Source organism: Streptomyces sp. I05A-00742, from assembly GCF_013055795.1.
GTDB lineage: Bacteria > Actinomycetota > Actinomycetes > Streptomycetales > Streptomycetaceae > Streptomyces.
This window is the reverse complement of record NZ_JABETO010000012.1, coordinates 16,712-35,002: the sequence shown is the minus strand read 5'-3', so window position 1 is coordinate 35,002 and position 18,291 is coordinate 16,712. Positions and strand designations below refer to the sequence as shown.

Annotated in this window: 19 protein-coding genes; 14 read left to right on the top strand and 5 right to left on the bottom strand. The window is 72.9% G+C overall.

Annotation, left to right across the window (positions count from 1 at the left end):
• Window positions 1-55: 55 nt before the first annotated feature.
• Complete coding sequence (locus tag HN013_RS14190) at window positions 56-1,198, bottom strand: NADH-quinone oxidoreductase subunit D (RefSeq protein ID WP_171166487.1); 1,143 nt, start codon at window positions 1,196-1,198, stop codon at window positions 56-58.
• Between the two features lie 12 nt (window positions 1,199-1,210).
• Window positions 1,211-2,230: an SAM-dependent methyltransferase gene (locus tag HN013_RS14185; RefSeq protein ID WP_171166486.1), complete on the bottom strand. Its 1,020-nt coding sequence runs from the start codon at window positions 2,228-2,230 to the stop codon at window positions 1,211-1,213.
• A gap of 121 nt (window positions 2,231-2,351) precedes the next feature.
• On the opposite strand from HN013_RS14185, the gene HN013_RS14180 reads away from it, so the two are divergent.
• Together HN013_RS14180 and HN013_RS14175 are read left to right on the top strand one after the other, a co-directional pair.
• Complete coding sequence (locus HN013_RS14180; RefSeq protein ID WP_171166485.1) at window positions 2,352-3,557, top strand: sensor histidine kinase; 1,206 nt, start codon at window positions 2,352-2,354, stop codon at window positions 3,555-3,557.
• 45 nt (window positions 3,558-3,602) lie between these two features.
• Window positions 3,603-4,280 (top strand): response regulator transcription factor, encoded by a 678-nt coding sequence (locus tag HN013_RS14175; RefSeq protein WP_171166484.1) that lies wholly within the window; start codon window positions 3,603-3,605, stop codon window positions 4,278-4,280.
• Between the two features lie 178 nt (window positions 4,281-4,458).
• On the opposite strand, the gene HN013_RS14170 is transcribed toward HN013_RS14175, so the two are convergent.
• Window positions 4,459-4,956 carry a tyrosine-protein phosphatase gene (locus HN013_RS14170; protein ID WP_171166483.1) on the bottom strand — a complete coding sequence of 166 codons (498 nt, stop codon included), beginning with the start codon at window positions 4,954-4,956 and terminating at the stop codon, window positions 4,459-4,461.
• A gap of 75 nt (window positions 4,957-5,031) precedes the next feature.
• On the bottom strand, window positions 5,032-6,150 hold the full coding sequence (locus HN013_RS14165) for a DUF5937 family protein (protein ID WP_171166482.1): 1,119 nt from the start codon (window positions 6,148-6,150) through the stop codon (window positions 5,032-5,034).
• Between the two features lie 99 nt (window positions 6,151-6,249).
• Between HN013_RS14165 and HN013_RS14160 the strand changes: the two genes are divergently transcribed.
• The 11 genes from HN013_RS14160 (at window position 6,250) to HN013_RS14110 (ending at window position 14,598) form a co-directional block, all read left to right on the top strand.
• Window positions 6,250-6,504, top strand: coding sequence for a hypothetical protein (locus HN013_RS14160; protein ID WP_171166481.1), 255 nt, complete (start codon window positions 6,250-6,252; stop codon window positions 6,502-6,504).
• A 133-nt stretch (window positions 6,505-6,637) separates the two neighbouring features.
• On the top strand, window positions 6,638-7,612 hold the full coding sequence (locus HN013_RS14155) for a Rossmann-like and DUF2520 domain-containing protein (protein ID WP_171166480.1): 975 nt from the start codon (window positions 6,638-6,640) through the stop codon (window positions 7,610-7,612).
• Window positions 7,609-8,487, top strand: coding sequence for a pantoate--beta-alanine ligase (gene panC / locus HN013_RS14150; protein ID WP_171166479.1), 879 nt, complete (start codon window positions 7,609-7,611; stop codon window positions 8,485-8,487). Before HN013_RS14155 ends, panC begins: the two co-directional genes overlap by 4 nt.
• A complete protein-coding gene (locus HN013_RS14145) occupies window positions 8,484-10,172 on the top strand; it encodes an L-aspartate oxidase (protein ID WP_171166478.1) in 1,689 nt (562 codons plus the stop codon). Before panC ends, HN013_RS14145 begins: the two co-directional genes overlap by 4 nt.
• A complete protein-coding gene (gene nadC, locus HN013_RS14140) occupies window positions 10,169-11,158 on the top strand; it encodes a carboxylating nicotinate-nucleotide diphosphorylase (protein ID WP_171166477.1) in 990 nt (329 codons plus the stop codon). The genes HN013_RS14145 and nadC overlap by 4 nt, the downstream gene beginning before the upstream one ends.
• Window positions 11,158-11,955 (top strand): type III pantothenate kinase, encoded by a 798-nt coding sequence (locus tag HN013_RS14135; protein ID WP_171166476.1) that lies wholly within the window; start codon window positions 11,158-11,160, stop codon window positions 11,953-11,955. The genes nadC and HN013_RS14135 overlap by 1 nt, the downstream gene beginning before the upstream one ends.
• An 86-nt stretch (window positions 11,956-12,041) precedes the next feature.
• Window positions 12,042-12,794, top strand: coding sequence for a hypothetical protein (locus HN013_RS14130; protein WP_249375005.1), 753 nt, complete (start codon window positions 12,042-12,044; stop codon window positions 12,792-12,794).
• 49 nt (window positions 12,795-12,843) lie between these two features.
• Window positions 12,844-13,029, top strand: a complete 186-nt coding sequence (locus tag HN013_RS14125) for a hypothetical protein (RefSeq protein WP_171166475.1) — start codon at window positions 12,844-12,846, stop codon at window positions 13,027-13,029.
• 123 nt (window positions 13,030-13,152) lie between these two features.
• The gene (locus HN013_RS14120; protein ID WP_171166474.1) at window positions 13,153-13,548 is read left to right on the top strand and encodes a BlaI/MecI/CopY family transcriptional regulator; all 396 of its coding nucleotides are present in this window, start codon (window positions 13,153-13,155) and stop codon (window positions 13,546-13,548) included.
• A gap of 9 nt (window positions 13,549-13,557) precedes the next feature.
• Window positions 13,558-14,094, top strand: coding sequence for an amino-acid N-acetyltransferase (locus tag HN013_RS14115; RefSeq protein ID WP_171166473.1), 537 nt, complete (start codon window positions 13,558-13,560; stop codon window positions 14,092-14,094).
• Between the two features lie 165 nt (window positions 14,095-14,259).
• Complete coding sequence (locus HN013_RS14110; RefSeq protein ID WP_171166472.1) at window positions 14,260-14,598, top strand: Lsr2 family protein; 339 nt, start codon at window positions 14,260-14,262, stop codon at window positions 14,596-14,598.
• Here the strand turns inward: HN013_RS14110 and HN013_RS14105 are convergent.
• Window positions 14,529-15,245 carry an SCO3374 family protein gene (locus tag HN013_RS14105; RefSeq protein WP_171166471.1) on the bottom strand — a complete coding sequence of 239 codons (717 nt, stop codon included), beginning with the start codon at window positions 15,243-15,245 and terminating at the stop codon, window positions 14,529-14,531. The two genes, HN013_RS14110 and HN013_RS14105, sit on opposite strands and share 70 nt — an antisense overlap.
• A 500-nt stretch (window positions 15,246-15,745) precedes the next feature.
• Between HN013_RS14105 and HN013_RS14100 the strand changes: the two genes are divergently transcribed.
• Window positions 15,746-18,271: an ATP-dependent Clp protease ATP-binding subunit gene (locus HN013_RS14100; RefSeq protein ID WP_004949520.1), complete on the top strand. Its 2,526-nt coding sequence runs from the start codon at window positions 15,746-15,748 to the stop codon at window positions 18,269-18,271.
• The last annotated feature ends 20 nt before the right edge of the window (window positions 18,272-18,291 follow it).

The following is an 18,291-nucleotide window of genomic DNA, read 5'->3' as shown; positions in this document are numbered from 1 at the left end:
CTGGGGGAGTTTGAGGACGCGCGCCGCAGGCGCGCTCGGGGGTGCGGGGACCGCCTCACTTGTCGATGTCCCCCACCACAAAGAACAACGACCCCAGAATCGCCACCATGTCCGCCACCAGCGTCCCCGGCAGCAGCTCCACCAGCGCCTGGATGTTGTTGAAGGACGCGGACCGCAGCTTCAGCCGGTAGGGCGTCTTCTCGCCCTTGGAGACGAGGTAGTAGCCGTTGAGGCCGAGGGGGTTCTCGGTCCAGGCGTAGGTGGCGCCTTCGGGGGCCTTGAGGACCTTGGGGAGGCGTTGGTTGACGGGGCCGGGGGGGAGGGTGGCGAGGCGGTCGAGGCAGGCGTCGGCGAGGGCCAGGGAGTTGTGGGTCTGGTCGAGGAGGCACTCGAAGCGGGCGAGGCAGTCGCCCTCCTGGCGGGTGACGACCTCGAGGACGTCGGCGAGCTCGCCGTAGGCGAGGTAGGGCTCGTCACGGCGCAGGTCGAAGTCGACGCCGGAGGCGCGGGCGATGGGGCCGCTGACGCCGTAGGCGTGGACGGCCTCGCGGGACAGGACGCCGATGCCGCGCGTCCGGCCGCGGAAGATCTCGTTGCCGAGGACGAGGCGGTCGTGGACGTCCATGCGGGAGCGGACGTCGGCCACCGCCTGCCGGGCGCGGCCGAGCCAGCCGGCGGGCAGGTCCTCCTTGAGGCCGCCGACGCGGTTGAACATGTAGTGCATCCGGCCGCCCGAGACCTCCTCCATCACCGCCTGGAGCACCTCGCGCTCGCGGAAGGCGTGGAAGACGGGCGTGATGCCGCCGAGCTCCAGCGGGTAGGAGCCGAGGAACATCAGGTGGTTGAGGATCCGGTTCAGCTCGGCGAGCAGGGTGCGGGCCCACACCGCGCGCTCGGGCACCTCCATGCCCAGCATGCGCTCGACGGCCATGACGACGCCGAGCTCGTTGGAGAAGGCGGACAGCCAGTCGTGGCGGTTGGCGAGCATGACGATCTGGCGGTAGTCGCGGGCCTCGAAGAGCTTCTCCGCGCCGCGGTGCATATAACCGATCACCGGCTCGGCGCTGCGGACGCGCTCGCCGTCGAGGACGAGGCGCAGCCGCAGCACCCCGTGGGTGGAGGGGTGCTGAGGGCCGATGTTGAGCACCATGTCGGTGCTCTCCGCGGCGCCGCCGATGCCGACTGTCGTCTCCGTCATGGGAACAGTTTCTCAGCCGGGGGAGGACGGTCGCGCGCTCGTGTCCTCCGACAGCAGGTGCGCGCACTCCGGACCCACCGGCTGGAGCAGCCAGCGGAAGCCGCCCATGCCGCCCGGTGAGGTGAGCTCGCCCGCCTCGCCGGCCGCGCCCAGGGCCCGGACGTAGGCGGCCGGGTCGGAGGAGGCCAGGGAGAGCGGCGGGCGGCGGCCGTCCACGCCCAGGGCCCGGAGGGCGGCGCGCTGGCTGAGCAGGGTGGAGCCGGGTCCTGCGCAGGAGTCGAGGGCGACGTGGGCGGTGATGTCGCAGGTGCCGTCCGGCACCGGGCGGACCTCGCGGCCCTCCCGGTAGCCCGTCAGGGTGCCGAAGGGCGGGCGGGTGGCGCGCTCGTGCGCGTAGTCGACGGCCACGGCCAGCCCGGCCCGCAGGGTGCCGACCGCCCGGGACCACGCCTCGTCCCGCGTCCGGCCGATCTCGGCGCGGCTGCCCGGGGGCGCGCCCTCCAGCGGCCACCAGCGGGCCAGCCAGTCCGCGTCCGGGCCGGTGACCGGGTCGCCGGGCAGCTCCTCGCCGTCCTCCTGGACGAGCACCTGGCGCGGGGTCCCGCCGCCGTCCGTCTCGACGACGTCCACCGGGACGTTGTCCAGCCACTCGTTGGCGAAGAGGAGACCGGTCACCCCTTCGGGTGGCGCTTCCCGCCAGATGACGCGCTCGTCGAGGCCGGCCGGGCGGTCGGCGCGTTCCACGGCGTACGGGCGCAGCCGCCCGGCCAGGTCCGGCGGGCACTGCGCCAGCACCCCGCGGGTCAACTCGCCGCGGCCGGCGCCCACGTCGACGAAGGCGAGCTCCTCCGGCGACCCGAGGGCGAGGTCGACCCTCCGCAGGAGCTCGGTGACCGCCCCGGCGTACAGGGGAGAGGCGTGCACGGAGGTGCGGAAGTGGCCGGCGGGCCCCTCTGGGCGCCGGTAGAAGCCGTGGGGTCCGTACAGGGCGGCTTCCGCCGCCGCCCGCCAGGTGCGCGTCCCGGATGTCATATACACACGCTATGCGCCTCCGGTGGCTCCCATCCCTCCACCTTGGGGAGTAGGCGAGGCGGGCCGGGATCGATCGCCGGAGGGACCCCGGCACCGGGGCGACGTGCCTACGCTGGGTGACGTGCACCGCCTCTACGAATTCCTCCGCAGACACCCCACAGGTGTGGACAGCTTCTGGGCCGTGTTGCTGCTGGGGCTGTGCGCCCTGACCATGACCGAAGAGCCGGTGCGGGGCCCGGCCCACCAGGTCGCCGTCGTCGCCGTCGTGCTGCTCATGTGCACGGTGCTGGCGCTGCGGCGCCGGATGCCCGAGAAGATGCTCCTCCTGGCGATCTTCGGCGGGCTGGCGCAACTCGCCTTCGACGTCGAGCCCAACATCTACGACGTCCCCATGCTCGTGATCGTCTACACGGTGGCGTCCGGTACCCGCCGCTGGGCCTCCCGGGTGGCGCTGGGCGGCTGCCTCGCGGCGCCCGTCCTGTACTTCTGGCGCTGGCCCGACACCTCGGGCGACTCGCTCAGCCATCAGCTGTTCGGTCTCGCCTTCGCGGCGTTCCCCTTCCTCCTCTCCTGGGTCCTCGGCGACCGGATGCGGACCCGCCGCGCCTACTGGGACCAGCTGGAGGAGCGCGCCGAACGGCTGGAGAAGGAGCGCGAGCAGCAGGCGAAGATGGCGGTGACCGCCGAGCGGGCCCGTATCGCCCGCGAGCTGCACGACGTCGTCGCGCACAACGTCTCGGTCATGGTCGTGCAGGCCGACGGCGCCGCGTACGTCCTCGACTCCTCCCCCGAGCAGGCCAAGCAGGCGCTGGAGACCATCTCCGGCACCGGCCGCCAGGCCCTCGCCGAGATGCGCCGCCTGCTGGGCGTGCTGCGCACCGAGGAGGGCTCCGAGCCGGGCGGGGAGTATGTGCCGCAGCCCGACGTGGAGCAGATCGAGGAGCTCGTCGAGCAGGTGCGCGGCGCGGGGCTGCCGGTGGTCTACCGGGTCGAGGGCAGCGCCCGGCCGCTGCCCAGCGGCGTGGAGCTGACCGCGTACCGCATCGTGCAGGAGGCGCTGACCAACACCCGCAAGCACGGCGGGCCCGACGTCGGCGCGAGTGTCCGGCTCACCTACTTCGACGACGGGCTCGGGCTGCTCGTCGAGGACGACGGCCGGGGCGCGCAGCACGAGCTGTACGAGACCGGCGGCGCGGACGGCATGGGGCACGGCCTCATCGGGATGCGCGAGCGCGTAGGCATGGTCGGGGGCACGCTGGACGCGGGGCCGCGTCCCGGCGGAGGATTCCGGATCAGTGTGCTCCTGCCCGCTAAGCCGGGACGCTGACCAGCGCTTTCGACCCAAACTTGATCATTGGAAAGGGACCCCCGCATGGCGATCCGCGTGATGCTCGTCGACGACCAGGTGCTGCTGCGCACCGGATTCCGCATGGTGCTGGCCGCCCAGCCCGACATGGAGGTCGTCGCCGAGGCCGGTGACGGCGCGGAGGCGCTGGAGGTGCTGGCCGCCACGAAGGTGGACGTGGTGCTGATGGACGTCCGCATGCCGCGGATGGACGGCGTGGAGGCCACCCGCCGCATCTGCGCCCAGGGCGAGGGCGCGCCGAAGGTGCTGATCCTGACCACCTTCGACCTCGACGAGTACGCGTTCTCGGCGCTCAAGGTCGGGGCCAGCGGCTTCATGCTCAAGGACGTGCCCCCGGCCGAACTGCTGGGCGCGATCCGTTCCGTGCACAGCGGTGACGCGGTAGTGGCGCCCAGCACCACCCGGCGCCTGCTGGACCGGTTCACCCCCATGCTGCCGGGCTCCGGCGGGGAGCCCGCCGGCGGCGAGATCGAACGGCTGACCGGCCGCGAGCGCGAGGTGATGCTGCTGGTCGCACAGGGGCTGTCGAACGGGGAGATCGCGGCGCGGCTGGTGCTGTCGGAGGCGACGGTCAAGACGCACGTGGGCCGGATCCTGACCAAGCTCGGCCTGCGGGACCGGGTGCAGGTGGTCGTGATGGCCTACGAGAGCGGCCTGGTGCGGGCCGGGGGCGGGGCGGTGTAGTCGCGGCCGCCGTGCCCCGGGCGGGGGTTCACCGGGCGCGGGGCGGCAGGAGCCGCTGCGCCGCCGCGTGCGCCCCGGCCGTCGCCGCGCCCGCGACGGCCAGCCCCAGCGCGGCCCGCGCGCCCGACGGCCGCAGGGAGGCTGACGGGGCAGACGTTCCGGGTCGGGTACCAGCCCTTCAGGGCCGGCCCAGCCGGTGGCGGGCCGCCGCTGCCAATTCCTCGGCCCAGGCGAGGCGTTGCCCGCCGACGCCCTCGGCGGTGGCGGCGCGCATGCGGGTCAGGGCGGACAGCGCCTCGGGTGCGTCGAGGTCGCAGGCGCGCAGCAGCGCGTAGGTGAACATGCCGGTCCGGTGGATGCCGGCGGAGCAGTGGACGACCGCGGTGGCTCCGTCGCGGACGAGAGGGGCCAGGGTCGTCAAGGCCGTGACGATCTCGTGGTGCTGCCGCGGCGGGGGCCGTTGACCGTTGGCGAGCTGGACCCAGATCCACTCCAGCCCCGCCGCTCGGGCCGCCGATCTCATGGTGAGGGCGCCCTCGCGCTTGGACAGCAGGGTGACCAGGTGTGTCACGCCCGCGGTCTTCAAGGCCGGCAGCAGCTTGACCTTGGGGCGGTGGACGACCGCGACGGCGCCCGCCCCGACACGGACCGGTGAGATGTGCGGCTCCAGGGTCATGGAGCGGACGGTAGGGGCGCGTACCCCGCCGGGCCAACGGGTTTTCGCCCCTCAACTCCCTTGCCTGCGAGCGAGCTACCGCAGCACTCCCTCCAGGAAGTCGCTCCCCAGCCGCGCCACCACCGTCAGGTCCAGCTGGTGCAGCACGTACCGCCCCCGCCGCCGCGTCGTGAGGAGTCCCGCCTTCTTCAGCACCCCGATGTGCCGGGACGCCTCCGGTGCGCTGATGTTGTGCTCGGCGGCCAGCTCGCCGGTGGTGCACGCGCTGCGCGCCAGCCACTTGCACATCCGCAGCCGCATGGGATGGGCCAGGGCCTCCATACGGAGCTTGAGCACGTCCAGCGAGGCGGGGTTCGCGACCTCCGGTGCCCCCACCGGGTAGTGGATCACCGGCCGCCAGCGCGGAGCGGACAGCACCAGCAGGTGCGGCCAGCCCAGGGACGACGGGACGAGGGTGACGCCGGGTCCGGCCGCCGGGTCGACCGCCGTGGCGCGGCCGGAGTTGAGCTTGTCCACAGTGACGCGGGCGCCGTCCTCGTCCAGCGTCACCGCCGGCGACACCTCGGCCAGCGCGTCCCGCAGCCCCTTGCGGCGCAGCACCTCCGACTTGTGCCGGACGTCGGCCGCGAGCTGGACGCCCACCCGGCGCCAGACGTCGCCGAAGAACGCCTGCTCGCAGTCCTCGAACAGGCGGCGCAGCCAGGCCCGGACGCCCTCCGGGTCGTCCAGTACGCGGAGGGCGAACTGCAGCTGGCGGGGGCCGCGGGCCGACGCACGGTCCAGGGCGGCCGCGCGGGAGGCGGGGTTGTCCAGCGGCGAGGCGGTGCCGGGGGCGTAGTAGTTGGAGCAGGAGACCTCCAGCGCGGCCGAGACGAACTGCTCGTCGTCGAGCCGGTCGAGGAGGTCCAGGTCCTCGGCGAGCGTGGCCCCCGGCCGGCCGGACACCTCCGGCAGGGCGGCGAAGGGCAGGAAGATGTCGGACATGACGGAGGTCCACAGGAAGTCGGCGTCGCAGAGCCGGTCCGCGAGGTCCGGCTTCAGCCCGGCGGCCGTCGAGGTCACCCAGCCGTTCAGTCCCGGGTGGTGCTTGGGCTCGGTCAGCACGTGCAGCGCGTGGCCCAGCTCCGCCAGGGGCGACACCGCGAAGAGGACCCGCTCGGGCGGCAGGCCCGTGATGTCGATCGTCACGCTCATATGACTCATTCTGAGCCTCCTCGCGCCCCGGGCATGATCAATTGACGTACCTCGTCAATCGACGCGCACGGCGGTGCGGGCGCGGCGCACGGTGGGGACATGGACGCGATGCAGCAGTACATGCTCGACACCTTCCGCGCCGCTCAGCAGGGGACTCCCGCCCCGCCGGCGCCCGGCACCCACGACTGGCAGGCCGTCCGGGAGTTCCGTACGTGGCGGGATTTCCTGGCGGTGGTGGACGGACGCGCGGTACGGCGGCGGGGCCGGTGGCGGCGCTGGTTCCGGCGCCCCGCGGAGACGCCGGTGCGCCCGGCGGCAGGGGCGGAGCGAGGACGGCAGAAGGCGGGGTGCTGAGGCCGGCCCGGGGGCCTCCACGGAGGGGCAGGCATCACTCCCTCCGTCCCCCTTGTGGCGCACACGGAGCGCGTAGCATGGCAGCGGAATCGTCCGGTACCCCCGCGGACTGGAACGGAAGGCACCCCGCCGCGTGAACGCACAACCAACCCCCGACCGGCCGAGCCCGCAGGACCGGCCCGCCCGCCTGACGGTCGGCGTCGTCGGCGCGGGCCGCGTGGGCCCGGCCCTCGCCGCGTCGCTCCAGCTCGCCGGGCACCGGCCCGTCGCCGTCTCGGGCGTCTCCGACGCCTCGCTGCGCCGCGCGGCGGAGATCCTGCCGGGCGTCCCGGTCGTCCCGCCGGCCGAGGTGCTGGCCCGGGCCGAGCTGGTCCTGCTCACCGTCCCCGACGACGTCCTGCCGGGGCTCGTCGCGGGCCTGGCCGAGACCGGCGCCGTAAGGACCGGGCAGCTGCTCGTGCACACCTCGGGCCGGCACGGCGCCGCCGTGCTCGACCCCGCGACCAGGGCCGGAGCCCTGCCGCTCGCCCTGCACCCCGCCATGACCTTCACCGGCACCTCGGTGGACGTCCAGCGGCTGGCCGGCTGCTCCTTCGGCGTCACCGCGCCCGAGGAACTGCGGCTCGCCGCCGAGGCGCTGGTGATCGAGATGGGCGGCGAACCGGAGTGGATCGACGAGGCCGCCCGGCCGCTCTACCACGCGGCGCTGGCCATCGGCGCGAACCACCTGGTCACCCTCCTCGCCCAGGCCATGGAACTGCTGGGCACGGCCGGCGTCGGCAACCCGGCCCGGATGCTGGGCCCGCTGCTCGGCGCAGCCCTCGACAACGCGCTGCGCAGCGGTGACGCCGCGCTCACCGGCCCGGTGGCCCGCGGCGACGCCGGCACCGTCGCCGCCCACATCGCGGAGCTGCGCACGCACGCCCCCCAGGCCGTCGCCGGGTACCTGGCGATGGCCAGGACGACCGCCGACCGCGCCCTCGCGTACGGCCTGCTCAAGGCGGAACTGGCGGAAGACCTGCTCGGCGTCCTCGCGGACGGAGCGAACGGGGTGGACGGAGCGGGCGGAGCGACCGGCACCGGCCGCGCGGACGGAGGAGACCAGTGACCATCCAGCTCGTACGGGACACCGGGGAGCTGCACGCCCTCCCGCGCACCGGGCCGGGCCGCCGCGCCGTCGTGATGACCATGGGCGCCCTCCACGAGGGCCACGCCACCCTGGTCCGCGAGGCCCGCCGCCTCGTCGGGCCGGACGGCCAGGTCGTCGTCACCGTCTTCGTCAACCCGCTGCAGTTCGGCGCGGACGAGGACCTGGACCGCTACCCGCGCACCCTCGACGCCGACGTCGCGCTGGCGGAGGGGTCGGGCGCGGACGCCGTCTTCGCCCCCTCCGTCGCCGAGGTCTACCCGGGCGGCGAGCCCGAGGTACGGATCAGCGCCGGTCCCATGGGCGGCCGCCTCGAAGGTGCCCACCGGCCCGGTCACTTCGACGGCATGCTGACGGTCGTGGCCAAACTGCTGCACCTCAGCCGGCCGGACGTCGCCCTCTTCGGCCAGAAGGACGCCCAGCAGCTGGCGCTGATCCGGCGCATGGTCCGGGACCTGAACTTCCCGGTGGAGATAGTCGGCGTCCCGACCGTCCGCGAGGACGACCACCTGGCCCTCTCCAGTCGCAACCGGTACCTCTCGGCCGCCGACCGGGCCTCCGCCCTGGCCCTCCCGCGCGCCCTGCGCGCCGCGGAGGACGCTGCGGGCGACGGCCCGTCCGCCGTCCGCGAGGCCGCCCACGCGGTCCTGGACGGCGCGGCGACCCTCGAACCGCCCGTCGTCCTCGACTACCTGGCCCTGGTCGACCCGGCGGACTTCACCGAGGTGTCCACCGGTCACACGGGCCAGGCGGTCCTCGCGGTCGCCGCCCGGGTGGGCACCACCCGTCTCATCGACAACATCGTGCTCGACTTCACCCCGGGGGAACGGTCATGACCGGCATACGACTCACGGCTCCGCGCCCCGGCTGGTCCGTCGACGCCGACGTCGTCGTGATCGGCTCCGGCGTCGCCGGCCTCACCGTCGCGCTGCGCTGCGCCGCCGCCGGCGTACGGGTCGCCGTCGTCACCAAGGCGCGCCTGGACGACGGCTCCACCCGCTGGGCCCAGGGCGGTATCGCGGCGGCCCTGGGCGAGGGCGACACCCCCGCGCAGCACCTGGCCGACACCCTCGTCGCCGGCGTCGGCCTGTGCGACGAGGAGGCCGTCCGCACCCTCGTCACCGAGGGCCCCGACGCCGTCCGCCGGCTGATCGCCACCGGCGCCCGCTTCGACACCGACGCCGCCACCGGCGAGGTCCTGCTGACCCGCGAGGGCGGCCACCACCGCCGCCGCATCGCCCACGCCGGCGGCGACGCGACCGGCGCCGAGATATCGCGCGCGCTGGTCGAGGCGGTCCGGGCCGCGGACGTCCGGATCATCGAGCACGCCCTCGTCCTCGACCTCCTCAAGGACGCCGACGGCCGGGCCGCCGGCGTCTCCCTGCACGTCATGGGCGAGGGCCAGCACGACGGCGTCGGCGCCGTCCGGGCCTGCTCCGTGGTCCTCGCCACCGGCGGCATGGGCCAGGTGTTCTCCGCGACCACCAACCCCGCCGTCTCCACCGGCGACGGCGTCGCCCTGGCGCTGCGCGCCGGCGCCGAGGTCTCCGACCTGGAGTTCGTCCAGTTCCACCCCACCGTGCTCTGGCTCGGCCCGGACGCCGAGGGCCAGCAGCCGCTGGTCTCCGAGGCGGTGCGCGGCGAGGGCGCCCACCTGGTGGACGCCGACGGCACCCGCTTCATGCTGGGGCAGCACGAGCTCGCCGAGCTGGCGCCGCGCGACATCGTCGCCAAGGCGATCACGCGCCGTATGCAGGAGACCGGCGCCGAGCACATGTACCTGGACGCCCGGCACTTCGGCGCCACCATGTGGGCCGAGCGCTTCCCGACCATCCTGGCGGCCTGCCGGGCGCACGGCATCGACCCGGTGACCGAGCCCGTCCCGGTCGCCCCGGCCGCGCACTACGCCTCCGGCGGCGTCCGCACCGACCTGCACGGCCGGACGACCGTCCCCGGCCTGTACGCGTGCGGCGAGGTCGCCTGCACCGGCGTGCACGGCGCCAACCGGCTGGCGTCCAACTCGCTGCTGGAGGGCCTGGTCTTCGCCGAGCGGATCGCGGCGGCCGTCGTGGCCGACCCGGCGGCCCCGGGCGAGCCCGTGCCGGCGGACGGACCGGGCGACCCCCTCGTCGCCCCCGAGGACCGCCACACGATCCAGCGCGTCATGGCCAGGGGGGCCGGGGTCCTCCGGTCCGCCGACAGCCTCACCGAGGCGGCCGGCCGGCTCGACGCCGTGCGGAGCGCGGCGCACACCGACGGCAAGAGCGCCGAGCCCGGCACCGAGGCGTGGGAGGCCACCAACCTCCTCCTCGTGGCCCGCGTCCTGGTCGCCGCCGCGCTCCGCCGCGAGGAGACCCGCGGCAGCCACTGGCGCGAGGACCGCCCCGACCGGGACGACGAGGGGTGGCGCCGCCACCTCCTCGTCACCCTCCGCCCGGACCGTACGCTTGCGGTCTCCACCACGGAGACGACTGCCTTCCCCCCGGCTTCCCCGCCTTCCGCACCGAGGAGCACCGCGTGACCACCCCCGACAACCTCCAGTACCGGCTCACCACCCTCACCGACGAACCGGGCTGCGGCGGCGACTGCGCCTGCGGTGAGGGAGCGGCCTACGAGTGCGGGCTCGACAGCGGCCTCGCGGCGCTGCTCGCGGACGCCGGGCTGGACCCGGTGCTCGTCGAGGAGATCGCGCACATGGCCGTCGAGGAGGACCTCGACGGCGGCGTGGACGTCACCTCCGTCGCCACCGTCCCCGAGGACGCCGTCGCCACCGGCGACTTCACCGCCCGCGAGGCCGGAACCGTGGCCGGCCTGCGCGTCGCCGAGGCGATCCTCTCCGTGGTCTGCACCGACGACTTCGAGGTCGAGCGGCACGTCGAGGACGGTGACCGCGTCGCGGCCGGGGAGCGCCTGCTGTCCGTCCGCACCCGCACCCGCGACCTGCTCACCGCCGAGCGCAGCATGCTCAACCTGCTCTGCCGCCTCTCCGGCATCGCCACCGCCACCCGCGCCTGGGCCGACGCCCTGGAGGGCACCGGCGCGGCCGTCCGCGACACCCGCAAGACCACGCCCGGGCTGCGCGCCCTGGAGAAGTACGCGGTCCGCTGCGGCGGCGGCGTCAACCACCGGATGTCCCTCTCGGACGCCGCGCTGGTCAAGGACAACCACGTGATCGCGGCGGGCGGCGTCGCCCAGGCGTTCAAGGCCGTCCGCGAGCGGTTCCCGGACCTGCCCATCGAGGTCGAGGTCGACCACCTGGAGCAGATCCCGCCGGTCCTCGCCGAGGGCGCCGACCTGATCATGCTCGACAACTTCACCCCCGAGCGGACCCGCGAGGCCGTCGCCCTCGTCGCCGGCCGCGCCCGGCTGGAGTCCTCGGGCCGCCTCACCCTGGCCAACGCCCACGAGTACGCCGCCACCGGCGTGGACTACCTGGCCGTCGGCGCCCTCACGCACTCCTCGCCGGTCCTCGACATCGGCCTGGACCTGCGGGAGGGGGACGTCTGATGCTGCTCACCATCGACGTCGGCAACACCCAGACCGTCCTCGGCCTCTTCGACGGGGACGAGATCGTCGAGCACTGGCGCATCTCCACCGACCCCCGGCGCACCGCCGACGAGCTCGCCGTGCTCTTCCAGGGCCTCATGGGCCGCCACCCGCTGCTCGGGGACGACCTGGGCGACGGCATCGAGGGCATCGCCATCTGTTCGACGGTCCCCTCGGTGCTGCACGAGATGCGCGAGGTGACCCGCCGCTACTACGGCGACGTCCCGGCCGTCCTGGTCGAGCCCGGCGTCAAGACCGGCGTGCCCATCCTCATGGACAACCCCAAGGAGGTCGGCGCGGACCGCATCATCAACGCGGTCGCCGCCGTCGAGCTCTACGACGGCCCGTGCATCGTCGTCGACTTCGGCACGGCCACCACCTTCGACGCGGTGAGCGTGCGCGGCGAGTACGTGGGCGGCGTCATCGCGCCGGGCATCGAGATCTCCGTCGAGGCGCTGGGCGTCAAGGGCGCCCAGCTCCGCAAGATCGAGCTGGCCCGGCCGCGCAGCGTGATCGGCAAGAACACGGTCGAGGCCATGCAGTCCGGCATCATCCACGGCTTCGCGGGCCAGGTGGACGGCGTCGTCAACCGGATGGCGCGGGAGCTCGCGGACGACCCGGACGACGTCACCGTCATCGCGACGGGCGGCCTGGCGCCGCTGGTGCTCGCCGAGGCGACGGTGATCGACGAGCACGAGCCCTGGCTGACGCTGATCGGCCTGCGGCTGGTGTACGAGCGGAACGTGGCGCGCACGTAGGGGGCCCGTCGGCGGAGGGGTGTCTGAGCCACGCCGCACGGGCCGCGCTAAGCGAAAATTGTCCGTTTAGCACTTAAAGTCAGCCCATGCCTACGCCCTATGGATCCCACGGCGGCATGGCGTTCAGCGCCGACGAGCTGCGCGTGCTCCGCCGTGCCCTCGCCATCGCCCTCCAGCCCCGCACCGAACACGCCGAGAAGCAGAAGTGCCTCCGGCTCGCGCAGGCCGTGGACGAAGCGGCCAGGGAAGGCGGCAGGCTGCGCGCCTTCCTCCGCGCGGACCTCGCCCGCTACCGCGCCGCCCTGCCCGGCACCGCGCCCGGCTACGTGGAACGCCTCCAGGACGCCCTGGCGTCCGGCCACCGCCCGGGGGCGGAGGACCTGGCCGCCCTGCGCGCCCTGTGCGCCGTCCCGGCCGGCGCCGCCGAGACCGGCCGCCGCCGGGCCCTCCTCCAGCGCTGTGAACGGCTCACGGAGGCGGCCGTACGGGCCCGGCTCGCCGACTGCGCGCCGCTCGCCCCGCCGTCGTCCCCCGCCGTACCGGCCGCCCGGCCGGGGCTCCGGGACCACGACGGCGTACTCCGTCCCGTCGCCGGCCCCGAGGCGCCCAAGCCGGGCGCCAAGCCCCCCGCGAAACCCGGTGCCGCCCCGGACCGGCCGAAGACCCCGCCCGCCGCCCCGGCGCCCAAGGGCCCGCGGCCCGACCGCCCCATCCCCACCCCGGGCGAGGTCTTCCCGCCCCGCCGCAAACCGGCGCCGCCCGCCGGGGGCCGGGCTCCGGAGGGCCACGTGAGGGGCGATACGGAGGTCCGTCACGGGCCGCCGATGGCGCGCGCGTAATCTGGACGGGTCGCCCAATCGAATCCAGACCCAGAAGGAGCCGACGGCCATGGACTATGTCGCCGCGCTGGTCCCGCCCGTGGTGATGGCGATCGCTTTCACCGCGCTGGTCGTGACGATCGTCAAGAGCCAAGGCGGTGCGAACAAGGCGAAGGAAGACGCGATCGTCGACGCGGCCGTGGCCCGCGCCGAAGCCGCCACCGGTTCCGCGGAGGCCAAGACCGCCGGCGCCTGAACCGCCCGCCGGAAACCCGGCGGCGTACGGGGCGTGCGGCCCGGGTGGATATTTCCCGGGCCGCACGCCCTTTTCGCGGCCCGATAAACCGGCATTCGAGACATCTCCCACTATTATTCGCGTGTGGTTCGACGCCTCGGTGATCTGGAAGACGCCGTCATGACGCGTGTGTGGGAGTGGAACCGGCCGGTCACTGTTCGAGAAGTCCTCGAAGACCTTCAGCAGGAACGGTCGATCGCCTACACCACCGTCATGACCGTAATGGACAACCTGTATCAGAAGGGCTGGCTGCGCCGGGAAGCCGAAGGCCGTGCCTATCGATATGAGGCGGTGTCCAACCGGGCCGCCTACTCGGCCGCACTGATGAACGAAGCCTGGTCCGTCAGCGACAACCCCGCGGCCGCTCTCGTCGCCTTCTTCGGCATGATGTCGGCCGAACAACGGGAAGCCCTCCGCGACGCGATCCGCGTCGTCCAACTCGACCAGCCCGGGGAGGGCACGCCACCGCCAGGGCGATAGCGTCCGCTTATGCCCGCAGCATCTGACAGCCCCGCCCCCGCAAAAGTCGTCACGGTCCGCAGGGCCCGGACCTCCGATGTGCCCACCGTGCGCCGGCTCATCAACACCTACGCGCGGGACCGCATCCTGCTCGACAAAGCGACGGTGACCCTTTACGAGGACATCCAGGAGTTCTGGGTCGCGGAACGGGACGAAGACGGTACGGTCATCGGATGCGGCGCACTGCACGTGATGTGGGAAGACCTCGCCGAGGTCCGCACGCTGGCCGTCGACCCCGCGGTCAAGGGCGGCGGAGTCGGCCACGCGGTACTCGGCAAGCTCCTGCAGACGGCCCGCTGGCTGGGGGTGCGGCGTATTTTCTGCCTCACCTTCGAAGTCGAGTTCTTCGCGAAGCACGGCTTCGTCGAGATCGGTGAGACACCGGTGGACGGTGATGTCTACAGCGAGCTGCTGCGCTCCTATGACGAGGGTGTTGCCGAGTTCCTCGGTCTCGAACGGGTGAAGCCGAACACCCTTGGCAACAGCCGGATGCTTCTGCATCTGTGATCGCCGGTCCCTATGTCCGAATCGCGCCCCTATCGTGCCGTCCTGGAAGCCGTCGTTCCCGTGCGGAACGGCGACTGAACCTTCCCCGGGGGTTTGTGTTTTTCCGGGAAAGGCGGTTTGCTATTCCTCCGTAATCCCTTTTCTGCTGATGAAAGGAATCCCCCCGTGGCGCAGAAGGTTCAGGTCCTTCTTGTCGACGACCTCGACGGCGGCGAGGCGGACGAGACGGTGACGTTCGCTCTGGACGGCAAGACCTACGAGATCGACCTCACCACCGACAACGCCGACAAGCTGCGCGGGCTGCTGGAGCCGTACGCCAAGAACGGCCGTCGGACCGGCGGCCGGTCGGCCGGCCGCAGCCGTGGTGGCCGTGCCGCTTCCGCGGGTGCGAGCCAGGACACCGCGAAGATCCGTGCGTGGGCCAAGGAGAACGGTTACAACGTCAACGACCGGGGCCGCGTCCCCGCCGACATTCGTGAGGCGTACGAGAAGGCCAACGGCTGAACCCCCGTCGGCCGTCCCCTGCGCGACCGTCCGGCGCGCAGCAGCCGGGCACGGTGGCACTCCGTGGCCGCCGCGCTCACCAGCCGTACGAGATCGGGGGCGCGTCCGCCGCCCCCGAGGCCGGTCACCGGAAGTGTCGGCTCCACCTCGCACCCAGGCCGGGGAGGCCGCAACCACACGGCCTCCCGCGGATCCGACGGGCCGCTCTCCGCGGGCGTCCCGCCCCGCCGGGACCGGATGCCCACGGGCACCGGCGCGGGGATCCGGCCGCCGTCGCCCCGTGCCGTGAGGTCCAGGGCGATGCCGTCCCACTCCAGCCAGCGCAGCAGCTCCGGCAGCTCGTCCGCGCTGCCCGCGGCGGTCAGGAACCACAGCGTCCCGGCCCGCCGGTCGAGCGCCACCGGCCCCGTGGGCCGCACGCGCGCGAGCACCGCGGCGCCCGCGCCGGCGGGCAGGCCCAGGGCGTCGAAGCGCACCCCGGTCGGCAGCCCCAGCGGCTCGCCGTCCGTCGTGGGCCAGCCCAGCTCGTGCTCGTACCAGTGGCGCCGACGGGCCTCCGGCCCGGCCGGTGACCGCGGTACGGCGTCCTGCGGGGCCCGGGGGCCGGGGAGGGCGCCGCGGGGAACGCCGGGGTAGACAGGGGCCATGAACGGTGCAACTGAGCCGACCCCCGGAGGTTACGCGCTGTCCGTAATCGGGCACGCTCCGTACAAGGTGTACGGGGCGCACAGGCGCTCCCGGTGGTGCGAGGGTGTTCGCCCGTAGCGGAGCGCAGGGGCCCGCGCCGCATGGAGTGTCCGCCCCCGGGGGTAGGACTTTCACCGTGGGGAGAGGCGGTACCGCAGGGCCCGGGGCGTATCCGCCGGGGAGATCCGGGGGTGCGGCCGGCCCGGCCGGGCCAAGCGTGCGTTCGCCATCGGCGTAGTGGCGGTGAGCGTATATGCCTGGCCTGCGGGAACATCGTCTCCCACCATCGGGTTGGAGGAGTTGTCGGCTGTTCGGCAGCAGGTTTCCCCGCCGGCGCGGGGGTGATCCGGACGGATGTCGGCAGTTGGAATGAGCTGTCCCGTCCCGCGGGACTAGCATGCGGAAGGACAGGGAGGGGACCGACCCCTTACTGCCTGACCGCTCTGAGGAGCGATTAACGATGTTCGAGAGGTTCACCGACCGTGCGCGGCGGGTTGTCGTCCTGGCTCAGGAAGAAGCCCGGATGCTCAACCACAACTACATCGGCACCGAGCACATCCTCCTGGGCCTGATCCACGAGGGTGAGGGTGTCGCCGCTAAGGCCCTGGAGAGCCTCGGGATTTCGCTCGAGGCGGTCCGCCAGCAGGTGGAGGAGATCATCGGCCAGGGCCAGCAGGCCCCGTCCGGGCACATTCCCTTCACCCCCCGTGCCAAGAAGGTCCTGGAGCTGTCGCTCCGCGAGGCCCTCCAGCTCGGCCACAACTACATCGGTACGGAGCACATCCTGCTCGGCCTGATCCGCGAGGGCGAGGGCGTCGCCGCCCAGGTCCTCGTGAAGCTGGGCGCCGATCTGAACCGGGTGCGGCAGCAGGTCATCCAGCTGCTCTCCGGCTACCAGGGCAAGGAGGCCGCCACCGCCGGCGGCCCGGCCGAGGGCACGCCCTCGACCTCGCTCGTCCTGGACCAGTTCGGCCGCAACCTCACGCAGGCCGCCCGTGAGTCCAAGCTCGACCCGGTCATCGGGCGCGAGAAGGAGATCGAGCGGGTCATGCAGGTGCTGTCCCGCCGTACCAAGAACAACCCTGTCCTCATCGGCGAGCCCGGCGTCGGCAAGACCGCCGTCGTCGAGGGGCTGGCCCAGGCCATCGTCAAGGGCGAGGTGCCCGAGACCCTCAAGGACAAGCACCTCTACACCCTCGACCTCGGCGCCCTGGTGGCGGGCTCCCGCTACCGCGGTGACTTCGAGGAGCGCCTGAAGAAGGTCCTCAAGGAGATCCGCACCCGCGGCGACATCATCCTGTTCATCGACGAGCTCCACACGCTCGTCGGCGCGGGTGCCGCGGAAGGCGCCATCGACGCGGCCTCGATCCTGAAGCCGATGCTGGCCCGCGGCGAGCTCCAGACCATCGGCGCGACCACGCTCGACGAGTACCGCAAGCACCTGGAGAAGGACGCCGCGCTGGAGCGCCGCTTCCAGCCCATCCAGGTCGCCGAGCCGTCGCTGCCGCACACGATCGAGATCCTCAAGGGTCTCCGTGACCGGTACGAGGCCCATCACCGCGTCTCCATCACCGACGAGGCGCTGGTCCAGGCCGCGACCCTCGCCGACCGCTACATCTCCGACCGCTTCCTGCCGGACAAGGCGATCGACCTGATCGACGAGGCCGGTTCCCGGATGCGCATCCGCCGGATGACCGCGCCGCCGGACCTCCGCGAGTTCGACGAGAAGATCGCCGACGTGCGCCGGGAGAAGGAGTCCGCGATCGACTCGCAGGACTTCGAGAAGGCCGCTTCCCTCCGCGACAAGGAGAAGCAGCTGCTGGCCGCCAAGGCCAAGCGGGAGAAGGAGTGGAAGGCCGGCGACATGGACGTCGTCGCCGAGGTCGACGGCGAGCTGATCGCCGAGGTCCTGGCCACCGCCACCGGCATCCCGGTCTTCAAGCTGACCGAGGAGGAGTCCTCCCGCCTGCTGCGCATGGAGGACGAGCTGCACAAGCGCGTCATCGGCCAGAAGGACGCCATCAAGGCGCTCTCCCAGGCCATCCGGCGCACCCGTGCGGGCCTCAAGGACCCGAAGCGTCCGGGCGGATCGTTCATCTTCGCCGGCCCGTCCGGCGTCGGTAAGACCGAGCTGTCCAAGACGCTCGCCGAATTCCTCTTCGGCGACGAGGACGCGCTGATCTCCCTCGACATGTCGGAGTTCAGCGAGAAGCACACGGTCTCGCGTCTCTTCGGTTCGCCCCCCGGCTACGTGGGCTACGAAGAGGGCGGCCAGCTGACCGAGAAGGTGCGGCGCAAGCCGTTCTCCGTGGTCCTCTTCGACGAGGTCGAGAAGGCCCACCCGGACATCTTCAACTCGCTGCTCCAGATCCTGGAGGACGGTCGCCTGACCGACTCCCAGGGCCGGGTCGTCGACTTCAAGAACACCGTCATCATCATGACGACCAACCTCGGCACCCGGGACATCTCCAAGGGCTTCAACCTGGGCTTCGCCGCCCAGGGCGACGTCAAGACCGGCTACGAGCGGATGAAGGCCAAGGTCAACGAGGAGCTCAAGCAGCACTTCCGGCCCGAGTTCCTCAACCGTGTCGACGACACGGTCGTCTTCCACCAGCTCTCGCAGGAAGACATCATCCAGATCGTCGACCTGATGATCGCCAAGGTCGACGAGCGCCTCCGCGACCGCGACATGGGCATCGAGCTGAGCGGCGACGCGAAGCAGCTGCTCGCGAAGCGCGGTTACGACCCGATCCTGGGCGCCCGTCCGCTGCGCCGGACGATCCAGCGCGAGATCGAGGACATCCTCTCCGAGAAGATCCTCTTCGGTGAGCTCCGGCCCGGCCACATCGTGGTCGTCGGCACCGAGGGCGAGGGCGAGGAGAAGAAGTTCACCTTCCGCGGCGAGGAGAAGTCGGCTCTGCCGGACACTCCGCCGGTGGAGCAGGCGGCCGGTGGCGCCGGGCCGAATCTGTCCAAGGACGCGTGAGGTGGCTCGCGCGTAGCGCT

What these genes read in the sequence shown, in the direction of transcription:
- HN013_RS14190 (WP_171166487.1), bottom strand. Translation starts at nt 1,198, where the DNA reads ATGACGGAGACGACAGTCGGCATCGGCGGCGCCGCGGAGAGCACCGAC.
- HN013_RS14185 (WP_171166486.1), bottom strand. Translation starts at nt 2,230, where the DNA reads ATGACATCCGGGACGCGCACCTGGCGGGCGGCGGCGGAAGCCGCCCTG.
- HN013_RS14175 (WP_171166484.1), top strand. Translation starts at nt 3,603, where the DNA reads ATGGCGATCCGCGTGATGCTCGTCGACGACCAGGTGCTGCTGCGCACC.
- HN013_RS14170 (WP_171166483.1), bottom strand. Translation starts at nt 4,956, where the DNA reads ATGACCCTGGAGCCGCACATCTCACCGGTCCGTGTCGGGGCGGGCGCC.
- HN013_RS14165 (WP_171166482.1), bottom strand. Translation starts at nt 6,150, where the DNA reads ATGAGCGTGACGATCGACATCACGGGCCTGCCGCCCGAGCGGGTCCTC.
- HN013_RS14160 (WP_171166481.1), top strand. Translation starts at nt 6,250, where the DNA reads ATGGACGCGATGCAGCAGTACATGCTCGACACCTTCCGCGCCGCTCAG.
- HN013_RS14145 (WP_171166478.1), top strand. Translation starts at nt 8,484, where the DNA reads ATGACCGGCATACGACTCACGGCTCCGCGCCCCGGCTGGTCCGTCGAC.
- HN013_RS14135 (WP_171166476.1), top strand. Translation starts at nt 11,158, where the DNA reads ATGCTGCTCACCATCGACGTCGGCAACACCCAGACCGTCCTCGGCCTC.
- HN013_RS14130 (WP_249375005.1), top strand. Translation starts at nt 12,042, where the DNA reads ATGCCTACGCCCTATGGATCCCACGGCGGCATGGCGTTCAGCGCCGAC.
- HN013_RS14125 (WP_171166475.1), top strand. Translation starts at nt 12,844, where the DNA reads ATGGACTATGTCGCCGCGCTGGTCCCGCCCGTGGTGATGGCGATCGCT.
- HN013_RS14115 (WP_171166473.1), top strand. Translation starts at nt 13,558, where the DNA reads ATGCCCGCAGCATCTGACAGCCCCGCCCCCGCAAAAGTCGTCACGGTC.
- HN013_RS14105 (WP_171166471.1), bottom strand. Translation starts at nt 15,245, where the DNA reads ATGGCCCCTGTCTACCCCGGCGTTCCCCGCGGCGCCCTCCCCGGCCCC.
- HN013_RS14100 (WP_004949520.1), top strand. Translation starts at nt 15,746, where the DNA reads ATGTTCGAGAGGTTCACCGACCGTGCGCGGCGGGTTGTCGTCCTGGCT.